At 67.8% G+C, this 14,676-nt stretch carries 13 protein-coding genes; 3 read left to right on the forward strand and 10 right to left on the reverse strand.

Translation table 11 applies throughout. The annotated features are described in order from the left end of the window. Positions 1 to 168 precede the first annotated feature (168 nt). A complete protein-coding gene (locus ACX1DW_RS14950) occupies positions 169 to 648 on the forward strand; it encodes a BCAM0308 family protein (RefSeq protein ID WP_208217315.1) in 480 nt (159 codons plus the stop codon). A 39-nt stretch (positions 649 to 687) separates the two neighbouring features. On the opposite strand, the gene ACX1DW_RS14955 is transcribed toward ACX1DW_RS14950, so the two are convergent. From ACX1DW_RS14955 to ACX1DW_RS14985, 7 genes are all read right to left on the reverse strand, one after another. Further along, positions 688 to 1,515, reverse strand: a complete 828-nt coding sequence (locus ACX1DW_RS14955) for an FAD/NAD(P)-binding protein (RefSeq protein WP_458991776.1) — start codon at positions 1,513 to 1,515, stop codon at positions 688 to 690. Continuing rightward, complete coding sequence (locus tag ACX1DW_RS14960; protein WP_458991777.1) at positions 1,512 to 2,519, reverse strand: 4Fe-4S dicluster domain-containing protein; 1,008 nt, start codon at positions 2,517 to 2,519, stop codon at positions 1,512 to 1,514. The genes ACX1DW_RS14955 and ACX1DW_RS14960 overlap by 4 nt, the downstream gene beginning before the upstream one ends. Next, positions 2,506 to 4,602, reverse strand: coding sequence for a formate dehydrogenase subunit alpha (gene fdhF, locus ACX1DW_RS14965; protein ID WP_200600609.1), 2,097 nt, complete (start codon positions 4,600 to 4,602; stop codon positions 2,506 to 2,508). The genes ACX1DW_RS14960 and fdhF overlap by 14 nt, the downstream gene beginning before the upstream one ends. 197 nt (positions 4,603 to 4,799) lie before the next feature. Further along, a complete protein-coding gene (locus ACX1DW_RS14970) occupies positions 4,800 to 5,474 on the reverse strand; it encodes a DUF1028 domain-containing protein (RefSeq protein ID WP_200600610.1) in 675 nt (224 codons plus the stop codon). Positions 5,475 to 5,648: 174 nt separating this feature from the next. Further along, the gene (locus tag ACX1DW_RS14975; protein WP_267936570.1) at positions 5,649 to 6,107 is read right to left on the reverse strand and encodes a YehS family protein; all 459 of its coding nucleotides are present in this window, start codon (positions 6,105 to 6,107) and stop codon (positions 5,649 to 5,651) included. Between the two features lie 63 nt (positions 6,108 to 6,170). After that, positions 6,171 to 7,559, reverse strand: a complete 1,389-nt coding sequence (locus ACX1DW_RS14980) for a sigma-54-dependent transcriptional regulator (protein ID WP_200600611.1) — start codon at positions 7,557 to 7,559, stop codon at positions 6,171 to 6,173. Then, positions 7,552 to 9,033: a sensor histidine kinase gene (locus ACX1DW_RS14985; RefSeq protein ID WP_102839452.1), complete on the reverse strand. Its 1,482-nt coding sequence runs from the start codon at positions 9,031 to 9,033 to the stop codon at positions 7,552 to 7,554. The genes ACX1DW_RS14980 and ACX1DW_RS14985 overlap by 8 nt, the downstream gene beginning before the upstream one ends. A gap of 149 nt (positions 9,034 to 9,182) precedes the next feature. Here ACX1DW_RS14985 and ACX1DW_RS14990 point away from each other — a divergent pair, with 149 nt between their 5' ends. Then, positions 9,183 to 9,572 carry a DUF4168 domain-containing protein gene (locus ACX1DW_RS14990; protein WP_458991778.1) on the forward strand — a complete coding sequence of 130 codons (390 nt, stop codon included), beginning with the start codon at positions 9,183 to 9,185 and terminating at the stop codon, positions 9,570 to 9,572. Positions 9,573 to 9,741: 169 nt separating this feature from the next. Here the strand turns inward: ACX1DW_RS14990 and ACX1DW_RS14995 are convergent, their stop codons facing one another. The 3 genes from ACX1DW_RS14995 to ACX1DW_RS15005 all read right to left on the reverse strand — a co-directional run bounded on the left by ACX1DW_RS14995 (position 9,742) and on the right by ACX1DW_RS15005 (position 11,521). Then, a complete protein-coding gene (locus ACX1DW_RS14995; RefSeq protein ID WP_191121578.1) occupies positions 9,742 to 10,059 on the reverse strand; it encodes a hypothetical protein in 318 nt (105 codons plus the stop codon). A 60-nt stretch (positions 10,060 to 10,119) separates the two neighbouring features. Then, positions 10,120 to 10,482 (reverse strand): hypothetical protein, encoded by a 363-nt coding sequence (locus ACX1DW_RS15000; RefSeq protein ID WP_110778328.1) that lies wholly within the window; start codon positions 10,480 to 10,482, stop codon positions 10,120 to 10,122. A 142-nt stretch (positions 10,483 to 10,624) separates the two neighbouring features. Beyond that, positions 10,625 to 11,521, reverse strand: a complete 897-nt coding sequence (locus tag ACX1DW_RS15005) for an alpha/beta fold hydrolase (protein WP_200600616.1) — start codon at positions 11,519 to 11,521, stop codon at positions 10,625 to 10,627. A 290-nt stretch (positions 11,522 to 11,811) separates the two neighbouring features. Here ACX1DW_RS15005 and ACX1DW_RS15010 point away from each other — a divergent pair, with 290 nt between their 5' ends. Continuing rightward, positions 11,812 to 14,601: an AsmA family protein gene (locus tag ACX1DW_RS15010; protein ID WP_458991779.1), complete on the forward strand. Its 2,790-nt coding sequence runs from the start codon at positions 11,812 to 11,814 to the stop codon at positions 14,599 to 14,601. The last annotated feature ends 75 nt before the right edge of the window (positions 14,602 to 14,676 follow it).

Raw genomic sequence — 14,676 nt, forward strand, 5'->3', positions numbered from 1 at the left:
ACGCCCAGCCACAGCTGATGCTTGCCCGGTCGGGCACCATACCGGCGCCACCACCGGCTGGGCGCGACAAATCATCGCAACCGGCAATCGCCACCCATGGACAGCGGACGAGCGCGCCGGGCTGATCTACGCTGCAAAGGCACCCTCCCAATCATCGAGGCCTTCGCCATGGACAATACGCGCGACAAGCTTCTGCAACCCGAACACCACGATCCCTATCTCAAGGCCTGGCACCAGCGCGGCGACACCGTCTGCCCGCAATGCGGCGCCGCCTATCAGGCCGGGCGTTGGACCTGGCACGGCCTGGTCGACGCCGCCAACGCGCAGGAAGCGCTCTGCCCGGCCTGCCAACGCATTGCCGAGAACGTCCCGGCCGGCACCATCAGTCTGCTCGGCGCCTTCGTCAAGACGCACGCCGACGAGCTCTGCGGGCTGATCCGCAACACCGAGGAAAAAGAGAAGAGCGAACATCCCCTCGAGCGCCTGATGGCCATCAGCGACGAACCCGATGGATTGCGCGTGACCACCACCGGCCTGCATCTGGCGCAGCGCATCGGCCACGCGCTGGAAGCCGCCTACGATGGCGAATTGAAGATCCGCTACGAAGGCGAAGAGTATTACGTGGACGTGCACTGGCGGCGCGACTGAAACTGGCGGGCCGCGGCGACGCTCTGCCACCCGGCCCGCTCAGCAGGGCTGCGGCGGCAGGCAGCCGGCGGCGACCTGACCGCTGGCCGCCAGTAGGCGCAGGTACTCATCGTAGCGATAGGTCGGCCCATCGACACAGGCGTAGCTGCCGCCGATGTAGCAGTGCCCGCACAACCCCACCCCGCAATGCATGCGCCGCTCCAGCGACAACCAGATCCTCCTGGCGGGCAGGCCACGATCGACGCAGCGCCGCGCCACCGCCAGCATCAGCGCCTCCGGTCCACAACAAAGCACCTGCGCGGGCGCTTCACCACGGCTCAGCGCCTGCTCCAGCGCATCCAGTGGATTGCCCTGCGGCCGGCCGTCATCGCCCTGGTCCAGCGTCTCGATCAGCGTCAGCCGCTGGCGCCAGCGCGCGCGTTCGCGCGCCAGCACCTGATAGGCGCGACTGCGTGCGGCGTAGATCAGCTGCAGCTCGCCGGCGGCGCTGTCGATCACTCCGGCCAGCGGCGCCAGCCCGCAACCGCCGGCCACCAGCAGCAACCGCTCGCCCGGCGCAGGGTGTGGCCAGCCGTGGCCGAACGGCCCGCGATAGCCGAGCACGGCGCCCGGCGCGAGGGCGAACAGCGCGGCGGTGAGTGTGCCGGCCTGACGGATCAGCGCGCTGAAGTGCCCTTCGGCATCCGGCGGGCTGACATAGGTGAAGGCCGCCTCGCCGACGCCGGGCACGGCGAGCATGAAGAACTGCCCCGGCTGCGCCGCCGGTTCACCGGCCAACGGCTCGACGGCGAAGCTGAAATGCCGCGCCGCCTCGCCATCGTCGTAACAGTCGAGCAGGCGCATGCTCCGTGGCGTCAGGTCGATCATGGCTGGCCGATCCTCTTCATCACCTGGTGCACGCCGATGCCGCCGGGGCACACCGCGTCGCAGCGCCCGCAACCGACGCAACCGTCGCGGCCGAAGCGCTGGCGGAAGTCGTCGCCGAACTTGTGGTACCAGAAGCGCTGCACGCGCTGGCCGGGGGTCGCGCTGGGGTTGTGGCCGCTGGCCTCCTGCTGGAAGCCCTGGTACAGGCAGGAGTCCCAGACCCGCTCCTGCACACTGCCGCCCGCGGGCTCGGTCTGTACGAAGGGGGCGAAGCAGGAACAGGTCGGGCACACCGAGGTGCAGCCGGAACAGCCCAGGCAGCGCAGGCCGAGCGCTTCCCAGGCCTGGCTGTCCACCGTTTCGCCATTGAGCGCCGCGCAACCAAGGGCGATCTCGGCCTGCTCGCCCTGCTCGGCGGCCACCTGCAGTGCCTGGGCGTCGCGCTGTTGTGCCCAGTCTGCCGGCGCACGAGCCAGCACCAGCCCGGCCAGCGCCTGCTGCCCACGCTCGGAGGCGACGAGCAGCAGCCAACGCCGTCCCAGCGGGCACAGGATCAGGTCGGCGGTATGCGCGCGCACCTCCGGCCCGCTGTCCATCATGGCGCAGAAGCCGTGCTGGCAGCTCTGCGCGCAATCGAGGCCGACCAGCAGGGTCGCGGCGCGGCGCGCCTGATAGTGCGGATCGGCGGCGAAGAAGCGGTCCTGGTAGGCCACCGCGGTGAGGTCGCAGGCGGCCAGGCCGAACAGCACCTGCGGCCGCACCTGGGGCTGCAGCGCGATGAAGCGGCCGCTTTCGTAGCGGAACAGCGCCTCGCGCTCGGCGAAGAAGAACGCCTTGGCGGAAAACACCGGCGGCTCGACCGGCACGACGAAGGGCTGCGACGGATCGTCCAGCGCCTGCCAGCGCAACGCGCCCTGCCCATCCGGCTGCGGCTGGTAGAGCTGCCGCTCGCGGGCCAGATGCGCGCGCAGCCGCTCGGGGCTGTCCAGCTCATAGGCCTGCATGGTCGGCCTCCAACGGGCGTTCGAGTTCGATGCGCGGCGCCTGGCCGGGCGCCAGCGGGGTCAGCGCCACCGCGCAGGCCTTGAGTTCCGGCATGTGACTGATCGGGTCCTGGGCGCTGTTGGTCAGACGGTTACAGGGCGCCTCGCGGAAGTGATAGGGCATGGCGACGGTGCCCGGCGGCACGTCGTCGGTGAGGTGCGCGCGGGTTTCCAGCTGGCCGCGACGCGATGCCACGCACACCCCCTGTGCCTCGTTCAGGCCCAGTCGCGCGGCGTCCTGCGGGTGGATGAACAGCAGCCCGGCGGGAATCTCCCGCTCCAGCAGCGGCGACTTGCGGGTCATCGCCCCGCCACCGTAGTGAAAGTGCAGGCGCTGAGTGGTGAAGCAGAACGGATAGTCGGCATCCGGACATTCATCCGGCTCGACCTGCGAGACCGGAATCAGTTGCGCGTGCCCACGCGGGAAGCACTGTTGGTGGAGGATCGCGGTACCGTCCGGGTGCGCCGCATCGCAGGGCCACTGCAGCCCACCGCCTTGCGCCAGGCGCGCATAGCTGATGCCGCTGAAAATCGGCGACAGCGCGGCCATCTCGGCGAACACTTCCTCCGCGCTGGCCCAGCGCATGCCTTCATAGCCCATACGCTCGGCCAGCGCGGCGAGGATCTGCCAGTCCGCCCGCGCCTGCCCCGGCGGCTCGATGGCCTTGTGCAGCAGCTGCATGCGCCGCTCGCAGTTGCTGAAGGTGCCGTCCTTCTCGGCGAACGATGCGGCGGGCAACACCACATCGGCGAAGCGCGCGGTCTCGCTCAGGGTCAGCTCGACCACCACCAGGAAGTCCAACGCACGCAGCGCGCGGGCCAGCTTGTGCTGGTCCGGATCGGTGACCACCAGTTCCTCGCCGAGCACCATCAGCGCGCGGAACTCGCCGCGCAGCGCCGCCTCGCTCATGCCCAGCGAGGTCAGCCCCGGTGCCGGCGGCTGCACCACGCCCCAGGCGCGGGCGAATTTCTCCCGCACCGTGCCGTCGCTGACCTTCTGGTAACCGGGGTAGACCTCCGGCAGGCAACCCATGTCGCAGGCGCCCTGCACGTTGTTCTGTCCCCGCAGCGGATTGACGCCGGTACCGGGTCGGCCGAGCTGGCCGCAGACCAGCGCCAGGTTGGCCACCGCGATGACGTTGTGGGTGCCGCTCTGGAACTGGGTGATGCCCATGCCGTAGGCGATGAAGGCGCGCCGCGCCTGGCTGTAGGCGCGCGCCAGCTCGATCAGCGCCAGCACCGGCACGCCGGTCTGCACGCTGGTACGTTCAGGGGTCAGCTCGCGCACGTGGGCACGCAGCGCCGCCTCGTTGTCGCAGCGGCGGGCGAGGAACTCGCGGTCCTCCCAGCCGTTGGCGAAGATGATGTGCAGCAGCCCGTTGAGCAGCGCGATGTTGCTGCCCACGCGCAACTGCACGTGCTGGTCGGCCAGCCGCGCCAGGCGGGTGCGCCGCGGGTCGACGACGATCAGCCGGGCGCCGCGGGCCTGCGCCCGGAGCATGCGCGCCCCGATCATCGCGTGGTTCTCGGTGACGTCGGCGCCGATCACCAGAATCAGCTCGGCCTCGTCGATGTCGGCGATGGAATTGGTCATCGCCCCGGAGCCCAGGGTGCGACTCAGCCCCGCCACCGAAGGGCTGTGGCAGATGCGCGCGCAATGATCGATGTTGGCCGTGCCGAGCACCGCGCGGGCGAACTTCTGCGCGGCATAGTTATCCTCGTTGGTCGCGTGGGCGCAGCTGATCACCCCGACCCCGGCCGGCCCGGCGACCTCCAGCGCCGCGCGAAACTCGCTGGCGACCAAACCCAGCGCCTCGTCCCAGCCCGCTTCGCGGAACCTTCCGTGCTCCTTGATCAGCGGCGTGCGCAGGCGGTTGCCGGCATCGATGGCAAACCCGCTGGCCCAGCCCTTGGCACACAGCTGCCCGGCGCTGACCGGGTGCCCCGGCTGCGGCTCAACGCCCACCACGCGGCCGTCCTCGACGCGCAGGCCGAGGCCGCAGCCAACGCCACAGAAGGTGCAGATGCTCGGAATCACGTGCATGGATGCCTCCCGCGTTCGACGCGGCGTCAGCCTCGGGCCTCGATACGCTGAGAACAGTTTAGGCGCTGAACGAGTAACGAACCCTGCAGACGCGATAAATGCACGTGACCGAAATCCGCAGCCACTCGCTCGGGTCAGCGGCGGGCTCAACCGCTCGTTCGATGTAGGCGCCTGCAGCCCTGCGTCCTCCCGGGCAGCTAGATGGTTTCTTCTCCAGCCGCGCCTGCGGGATCGGCGCGCGTCGGCATGGCGAGGATTTCCGGGACCACCTCGCGGGCGAACACATCGTGCAGCCGGCGCAGCTCGGCGAACGGATCACGGTGGTGGTCGACACGGATGTCCCACAGCGGATACGCCTCCTGATCGACCACATACACCGTCGCCGAGGATTCGCCATGGCGGTCGCCACCTTCGGCATCGCCGGCTTCCAGCGCCGCCATCAGACGCTCCACCAGCGGCCGATCGGCACTGCCGCCATAGGCCTGGCACGCCGCCTCCAGCACCTCGCGGCCCTTGAGCCGGTTGCCCTGCACGCAGAATTGCTCGCCGGCGATGGAGCCGGCCCAGGGCAGGCAGCCCTCGCCGGTCCAGCAGGCGGTGCGCCCGCTGTTGTCGATGACCGCGCACTGGCGCAGCTCCATGCAGGGGTCGGTGCGCCGCAGCCGCTCGAGGACCTCAGCGGCCGGGCTGAATTCGCGGAGGAAGCGCAGGCCGTCGATGCCGAGGTATGGGTTGATCTGCGCCTGCGTCGCCACCGCCCCGACATGCGCCGCAGCGTGGGTCAGCAGCTTGCCGACGGCCGGCATGGCGGTGGCGGCAGCGACGCCGAACTGCCCGGTGCGCGGGCAGCGGGCGACGATGGAAAAGGTCATGGGTGGGCTCCCTGGATTCGTCAGGGGTTAGGCCCGAGCCGAGCGGCAAACGTTCATGCAACGGGTGCCGGCCGGAGCTGCTCAGCGCAAGCGATCCGAACGCGACGCTCAGGGCTCCCTCGCCACAGCGTCAATGGCCGACCACGCAAGCACTGCGGGCCCGCCTCAGCGAGCTCAGCCCTGGCGCAGCGATAGCCCCTTGAGGAAGTTGCGCAGCAGCTGGTCACCGCAGGGCCGGTAGTTGCTGTGTCCCGGCTTGCGGAACAGCGCGCCGAGCTCGGATTTCGACAGCTGCAGGTCGGCGGCCCGCAGGATCGCCTGCAGGTCTTCGTCGCGCAGCTCGAAAGCCACCCGCAGTTTCTTCAGGATCTGGTTATTGCTCACCGGCAGTTCCAGCGGCGGCGCCGGGCGGCTCTCGTCCTTGCCGCGTTTGAAGTAGATCAAGCCGTCGAGAAAACGCGCCATGGCCTCGTCCGGGCATTCCTGATAGCCGTCCTCGTCCTCGCGGCTGAGCCAGGCGCGAACCTCGACCTCGTCCACCGTGCAGCCACCCAGGGCGGCAATTTCGGCCATTTGTACGTCACTGGCCTTGAGGGTGTAGCGCAGGCTGCGCAGGACGTCGTTGTTGAGCATGGTCGCTCCTCACTGAGAAAAGGCCGGCAGTGTGCGCTTTCGGGCGCCCTGCGGCGAGCCCGATCAACCGTCCTCGCGCTCGCCGAGGCGCCGGTACAGGGTGCGCCGGCCGATGCCGAGCAGGGCCGCCGCGCGGCGCTTATTGCCGTCCACCAGCTTCAGCACATGCTCGATATAACGCAGCTCCAGCTCCTCCAGGGTCGGCAGCAGCGGGCCATCGCTGAGCTGGGCGAGCAGTTCGGCGCCGGCACTGCGCGCCTTGTCATCACGATAATCGGCGATGCGGCTGGGCAGGTGCTCCAGCTCGATGCTGCGTCCGTGGCAGAAGGTCACCGCACGTTCGATGGCGTTCTGCAGCTCGCGCACGTTGCCGGGGAACGGGTAGCGTCGCAGCTGCGCCAGTGCCGCCGGCGCGATGCCGCGCACCGGCCGCCCGCTGCGCGCGGCAAAGTGGGCGACGAAACCGGCGGCCAGCAGTTCGAGGTCCTCTTCGCGATCACGCAGCGGCGGCACCTGCAGGATGAAGGTTTCCAGACGGAAGAACAGGTCCTCGCGGAAGGCCTCGCGCCCCGCCTCGGTTTCCAGCGGGCGGTTGCTGGCGGCAATGATGCGCACGTCCACGCTCAGCTCGCGCTCCGCACCCACCGGGCGGATCGTGCCTTCCTGCAGCACGCGCAGGAGTTTGGCCTGCAGCGGCAGCGGCATCTCGCCGATCTCGTCGAGAAACAGCGTGCCACCGTCAGCCTGCTGGAACAGCCCCTTGTGCGCGCGGTTGGCGCCGGTGAAGGCACCGGCGACGTGACCGAAGAACTCGCTTTCCAGCAATTCGGCCGGCAACCCGGCGCAGTTGATCGCGAGGAACGGCCCCTTGGCGCGCTCGCTCTCGGCATGCACCGCCCTGGCCACCAGCTCCTTGCCGGTGCCGCTCTCACCGATCACCAGCACCGGCCCCTCGGCGCGAGCAAGTTGGCGGATCTGGTCGAACAAGCCACGCATCACCCGGCTGCGGCCGAGCATGCCGTGGAAGCGATCATCGCTGAGCAGCTGCTGGAAGCGCCGCACCTCGTCGCGCAGGCGCCGTGTCTCCAGCGCCCGGGCCACCGCCAGGGCGAAGTGCTCGAGGTCGAGCGGCTTGGTGAGGAATTCGTCGGCGCCCTCCTTGAGCGCCGCCACCGCCTGCTGGATGCTGCCGAACGCGGTGATCACCAGAAAGGCCGGCGCCGCCTGCATCGTCTTGACCCGTCGCAACAGCGCCATGCCATCGGCACCGGGCAGGCGCAGATCGCTGACCACCAGCGCCGGCTCCCAGCTTTCCAGCGAGCCGACCGCCTCCTCCGCGCTGGCCAGCGCACGCACCTGCAGGCCGCGATCTTCCAGCTCCTCGACCAGCAACTGGCGCAGGCTGTCGTCGTCCTCGACCAGCAGCACCCGCTCCTGCGTCACTTCAGTCATGCTCGACCTCCTCGTCGATCAATGGCAATGCGATACGGAAGGCTGCGCCCGGCAGGTCGCCGTCGACCAGTTCGATACGTCCGCCGCACTCGCCGACCACGCCATGGGCCACTGCCAGCCCCAGCCCGCTGCCCTCACCCACCGGCTTGGTGGTGAAGAACGGCTCGAACAGCGCCGCGCGGTTCGACTCGGCAATGCCGGGGCCATCGTCCTCGACCTGCAACATCAATTCGGCACCATCGCGCCACCAGCGCAGGCGCACCAATCCGCCAGGGCTGGCCTGGGCGGCATTGCGCAGCAGATTGGTCAGCGCCTGCTCGAAACGCGGCGGGTCGACCCGGCAGTACAGGGTTTGCGCCGGTGCCTGCAGCTCCAGCCGAACCTGCAGTGCAGCCAGCTCATCGGCCACCGCCGCGGCTGCCGAATGCGCCAGCACCTCGGCGGGCACCTTGCGCAGCGGCGAGCCGGCGGCGCGGCCGAAATCCAGCAGCTGGCGGACGATGGCACTGAGCCGCGCCACCTGCTGGCGAATCTGCAACAGCGCGCGGCGGTGGGTTTCGCCCAGCTCATCGTCGCGCAACACCCGCTGCGCCTTGCCATCGATCACGCTGAGCGGGCTGCCCAGCTCATGCGCCACCCCGGCTGCCAACCGCCCCACTGCCGCCAGCTGCTGGCTCTGACGCAGGCGCGCCTGCAACTGCTCCTCGCGGGCCTGCTGCTCGGCGACCTGGCGCTCGGCGGCGGCGATACTGTCGAGCATCTGATTCAGCGCGCCGGAGAGCACGACGATCTCCTGCGGCCCGCTGCGCGGCGCTCGATGCTCGCGCTCGCCGGCCGCGACCCGCTCCATGCTGCGCGCCAGCTGCTGCAGATGCTTGCCCACCGCGGAGCGATGGCCGAGCAGGATCACCACCAGCGCCACCCCGGCGAGCAAGCTGCCGAGGCCCGCAGCGATCAGCCGCAGGCGGCGGATGTCCTGCTCGAAATCACCCCAGCGTCGGGTCACCTGCAGCAGGCCATTGATCTGCCCGCCACTTTCTTCCAGCGGAACGAAGTAGGAATACACCGGGCGGCCATTGATGCGCTGATAGGTGCCGGTCCGCTCGCCACCGGCGGTGAGCTGCTGGATCGCCGACTCATCCTGATCCGGTTCCACCGCGCCGGCATAAGCCGCGAGCTTGCCGTCACGGTCGTAGACATAGGCGCCATACACACGACCGACGCCAAGCACCGATTCCAGCACCTGCTGCAGGGTGCGCTCGTGGTTCTTCTCCAGGCTGGCGCTGAGCGGCAGGCGCACCGCCCGCGCGACCAGCTCGACCTCGGCCTGCAGGCGCCGTTCGCTGCTGCGCTCGACCGTCCAGAGCACCACCGAACTGAAGCCGAACATGATCGCCATCAGCGGCACGATGACCTTGAGCAACAGCGCGCCACGCAAGCTCGCCGGACGCTGCCAGATTGATACATGTGTCATTCCGGCACACTACAGCAGGCCACTGGCTACGGCCAGCGCGCCCCGATGAAACGATCAATTACTTATATTTCAATCAGTTACGTTAAGAGTGAGCACCTGGCACGGCTGCTGCACTGTTGAAGGCGTCTTTAACCGAAGCAGGAATGAACATGACCCAGCACAACGCTCGTCTCGCCTTCGCCGGAATCTTCTCGCTGTTCCTCGGCCTGGCCGCCCCCCTTGCATCGGCGCAATCAGCCAACCCGGCCCCCACCGCGCAGCCTGCGGCCGGTGTACAGGCCCAGCAGTTCGGTGAGAAAAAACTGGAAAGCTTCGCCGAGTCGCTCGGCGAGATCATGGAGATCCGCGAGGAATTCACCGGCAAGCTGCAGCAGACCGAAGACGCCGACAAGGCCCGCGATCTTCAGCAGCAGGCCAACGAGAAGATGCTCGGCGTGATCGAGGAAAACGACATCAGCATCGACGAGTACAACGCCATCAACCAAGCCGTGCAGACCGACCCGGAGCTGCGCAACCGTGTGATCGCGATGATGAAGTGAAGCGTTGCTGTAGCGCTGCGTTAAGGCACGTTACGCGACGGGAAATGCCCCGCTCAGCAATGCGAGCGGGGCTGTTTCGCTTCATGTGGCCCGAGCGCGAGCCCCAGCTTCGCGCTCGGCATGCAACGGGTAGCGGCGGCATACGACGCAGCCCCCCTTTGACGAACGGTTACTCAAGCTCGCCTGGTGTAGCTGACTGGTGAGGCGGGTCTGCGGTCACCGTATCCTGTTCGGTCCGATGCAGATTTCGATTAGGTACCGATTCGCTGTCCGACAAACCTTCGACCGGCCGACCGTCCTCCGTGACGATCTGCCCCTGCTCGTTTCGATGTGTTTCGAGCTTCTCCTGAGGGGTCGGAATACCCATCTGACTTGCCCGCGAGCCGGTGTCATCACGAGGGGTACCTGCCGGCCATTGTGCGGCCGCATGCGGTACGGATAGAAAAAGCGTGGCCATTGAAATGGAAGCAAGCAAGTATCTGTTCATGGTGTTCTCCTCTTCCCTGAGCGGTGAGCCCAGCTCAGGGCGGTGGAAGCTTCTGCCCAATCAATTACTCGCTGCGCCTACTGGCTTGCAGACGAGCATGGCAATCGGGCCGCCCGCGGAATATTTACCGGGCACTTGCATGACGACCTCTTCGTTCGGGCTGATCGAAGCAGCGGGTGTAGCCGTCATGGCCGTTTCCTCAGGCAGAGCATGGAATTGGCAGGAGGCGATCTCCGCGCTGCGGTTGGTCACCTTGATCGCCGGTACACCACGAAGATCGACCTGTTCAGAGGATGCCGAAGGCACGCCAAGTTCCTCGATCTCCATATTCATGCCATTCAGACGAGTCACGACCATCGGGTCGTCGGCTAGAGCAGGGAGAGCAGACGCGAGGGCAGCGAACGCCAAAATTGGTCTTTTCATCCGGGTTCTCCATTGAGTCTTACCATGTGAGAACGGTTAGGCACCAAGGAGTTCGCTGGCCCGTCAGGTCACGGCGGGCCTGCAATAATCCGCGCCACCTCTCCCCCTCGGCTTGCAGATGCTCGGGCACGATGTCGTCTTTTCAACTGCCACCCTCTACAGCAGCAAGACGCGCACGAAAGTCGAAGTAGTGTTCAAGCACCCGCTCCGGCGCCTCGACCTGCGGGTAGTGACCGATGCCCTCCAGCAGCACGGTGTCGGGCGTTGGAATCAGCTCGCGGTAGCGCGCCACCATGTGTGCACCGGAGATCGGATCGGCAGCGCCGTCGATCACCCGCAACGGCACATTGCAGCGCTGCATGGCCGTAACCCAGCGCTCGCGTTGCCTGACCCGCTCGGGCATGTAGCGGATCAGCCGGTGCATCACCGCCGGTCCGTCGCTCTCGGCGATCAGGCGCCAGTAATCGTCCAGCTCGGCGTCGCTCGGCTGCGTCTGCGCACCGAACACCCGGCCGAAGGTCGCCCCGAGCGTACGCCGCGAGAACAGCCTGCCCAGCAGGAAGCCGAACGGGCCGAGCAGCAGTTTCTGCACCCGCACCGGATGATGGGTTTCAGGGAACAGCCCGCCATTGAGGAACACGCAACTGGCCAGTGCGATGCGCCCTTCGCAATGCCGCGCCAGCAGCTCCTGAGCCACGCTGTCGCCATAGTCATGCGCCAGCACATGGATCATGCCGTCGATACCCAGTTTCGCCAGCAGTGCCTGCTGCAGGTCGGCCTGCTCGATCAGGCTGTAAGCGTGCCCGCGCGGCTTGGCCGAATAGCCGAAGCCGAGCATGTCGCAGGCAACCAGCCGATAGCGCGCCGCAAGCGGCTGCCAGACCTTGTGCCAATCCCAGCTGGCGGTGGGAAAACCATGGATCAGCAGCAGCGGCTCGCCTTCGCCAGCCGTCCAGTAGCGGATGCGCTTGCCGCCAAAATCGAACTCGCGAGCGCTGGCGCGCCAGCTATCCAGTGCTATGCCGTCGGTGCTACTCATTCGTTTTTCTTGTTTTCGTGGAGACGAAGCCAGTCTAGCGGGGTGCCGTGGAATGACGACTTGCTGTGCCGGCCAGCTTGGTGGCCCGGCGAGTCAGCCGGGCGCTGCTATCCCGTCTAGTCCTTCGCCTTCGACGGTGAGGCCCTCGCCAAGCTGGGGCAGCGAGTAACTGCATCAGGGTCCGTTCGGCCGTCGGTAACCGCAGCGGCCGACCTCTCCCCGCTTATCGGGGTCGCACATAGGACACCCATCGATATCCATCCCATACGGCTTGCCGGAAGGAGGAACAGGTGTCCAAAGCGACCCCATGGCTGCTGGCCGGTCTTGCCGGCGTTCTCGTTCTGCTGGGCGGTCTTGCCCTGCTGGCCGAGTCACCCTGGGCCCGGCAACTGATCGAGCGTCAGCTGAGCCAGCGCCTGGACGGGCGCGCGGTGTCCATCGGCGAATTCGACATCGAATGGGGTTTGCCGCTGGGCGTGCAGCTTCGCGACCTGCGCATCGCCAACGCCGACTGGGCATCGGACGCACCGCTGCTGACGCTCGACGCGTTGCGTGCCCGGCTGGGCGTCGGCGCCCTGTTGACCGGTGACGTGCAGCTGCGGTCGCTCCAGCTGGTTCAACCTCAAGTCCACCTCGCCCGCCAAGCCGATGGCCAAACGAACTGGGCCGCGCTGCTGGGCGACGGCCCGGAGGAAGGCTCGCTGCCGCTCAGCCCCGATCCCTTGCGCATCCGCGACGGCGAGATCCATTACCGCGATGCCCAGCTCGACCTTCAGCTTGACCTGTCGGTGGCGACGCCTCCCAGTGACGAAGGCCCGCGTCGGCTGAACGTGAAAGGTTCCGGCCAATTCCGCGGCCGTCCCGTCAGCCTGACGCTCGTCGGTGACCCACCAGCGCGGGTGCTGGCGGCCGACGCCGCTTATACCCTCTCGCTGAACGCCCAGCTTGGCGCCCTGCAACTGCAGTTCGAGGGACAGAGTGCCTCGCTACCCAGCCTTGAGCAGCTGCAGGGCCAGTTGACGGCCTCTGCGTCGGACGCCATGGCCTTCGATGCGCTGCCGATCGACCTGCCGCCGTTCAGGCTGCAGGCTAGCACCCGGCGCGACGGCTCGCAGTGGGCGTTGAGCGACATCGACCTGCGTACCAATGGCAGTCATCTGACCGGTGCGGCGAGCGTGCAGGCCGGTTCCGAGCCAAGGGTGGCCATCCGCCTCGAAGGCGACCAGCTGGACCTCGACCGCTGGGGCCTGATGCCTCGTCCGACCCGCACGGGCGAGCGCCGCCCCATGGCAGCCGATCGCCTGTTGGGCAATGCCAGCGACCTGCTCGAACGGCTGGGTGAATACCGCGGCGAGCTGTCGCTGCAGCTCGATACGCTGAGCTATGCGGATAACGCGCTGCAGGACGTGGCCATCGAGGCACAGCTGGACGGCCAACACCTTGAACTGGCGCAGCTGCATGTCGAGCAAGGGCAAGGCGCTGTCTCGTTGCAGGGTGGCTTCGATTGGGCGGACGCCGGGCTGTCCAGCGCGCTCGATGCGCAGCTGGACCAGTTCGATCTCGGCCAAGCACTTGCCGCGTTCGGCCAACCCGGGCTTGGCGTGCTGGATGGCGAAATCCACCTGCGCCTGGCGCCAGACGCCGCCTCGATCGAGAACACCCAACTGCTGTACAAGTCACCGCAACAGGACCTGCGCGTGCGGCTAGGCGCCGCCTCGACCGCAGCGGGGCTGGCGTTGCACGGCACGGCCTGGCACCACCAGGTCCCGGTACAGTTCGACCTGCAGCTGGGCGCGCTACCCCAACTCTTTCGGGACGCCACCTGGCCGGTCGAAGGCGTGCTCCGCTCGGGCGACGCGCGCCTCACGCTCGACGGCCATGTAACCGACCCGCTGCAGCTGGACGCCGCCGTGCTGCAGGTGTCGCTCGAAGGCCAGCAGCTGGACCGTCTCGACACCTTGACCGGCCTCGACCTGCCCGCACTGGGCGATTACCGACTCGACGGCGAGTTGCGTTGGGAAGATAAGCAGCTACGGCTTCTCGGGCTTGACGCCCGCTGGGGTGAAAGCGACCTCAGCGGCGATGTGCGGCTCAGCCTGGCCGGACGTCCGATGCTCTGGGCCAACCTGCATGCCGATACGCTGCGTTGGCGCGACCTGCGCCCGACCACCGAGCGTGCGCGCGACAAGCGCCAGCTGTTCTCGGACCGGTCGCTGAAACTCGAGGCCCTGCAGGGCCGCGATGCCATCGTGCGCTTCAGCGCGGACAACCTCGTGGTTCGCGATGTCCCCCTCAACGCCGTGACGCTCAAAGCGATACTCGACGAAGGCGTCCTGGAAATCGAACCGCTGCGCCTGGAACTCGCCAGCGGCACGGCACATGGCACCGTGCGGCTGAATACCCGCGTGCCACGTCCCAGCGGCACGGCGCGCCTGTCACTGACCGGCGCGCGCTTTTCCCCGGTATTGCGCAGCGCAGACTTTCCCAGTGTCGCGCAGGATTCGGCTGCCGTTATCGGTGGCCAGCTGCGATTGGCCGTCAGCGGGCAGTCCGCGGCGGAGATGGCGGCCGGCGCCGACGGCCGCCTGGAGCTAGCCATGTCGGGCGGCCAGTTGGACAGGGTCGCGATCGAGCTACTCGGACTCGACGCGGGCGAAGCCTCGATCGCCGCGCTCATCAACGACGCGCCCACCGACATGAGCTGCGGCTACCTGCGTTTCGACGCCGACGCCGGCATCGCCCATCTGGAACGGTTCTTCGTCAGCACCCAAGACAGCAACCTGACCGGGGGCGGCCAGATCGACCTGGCCACCGAGCGGTTGAAACTGGCATTCGACGCCCACGCCAAAGACTTCAGCCTGCTATCGGGGCAAGCGCCGATCCAACTGCGTGGCACCCTGCGAGATCCGCAAGTGGAAGTGATCACCGACACGCTGGTCGCCCGCGGGCTCGCCAGCGTTCTGGGCGCCATCGTCGCGCCGCCCCTGGCGATTTTGCCGTGGCTCGACCCCGGTTTCGGCGAAGGTTCGGGCATGGGCTGCGACAAGGCGCTGAAGCAATTCGAACGGACCGGGACCTAGCCGTGCGCGTGTTGGAACATCGGTCCAGACCCGTTGCGCTGCACCCGCGTGCAACCGGCAACAGCGGCGCGACCA

The sequence above is a fragment of the Stutzerimonas sp. KH-1 genome, from assembly GCF_054483855.1.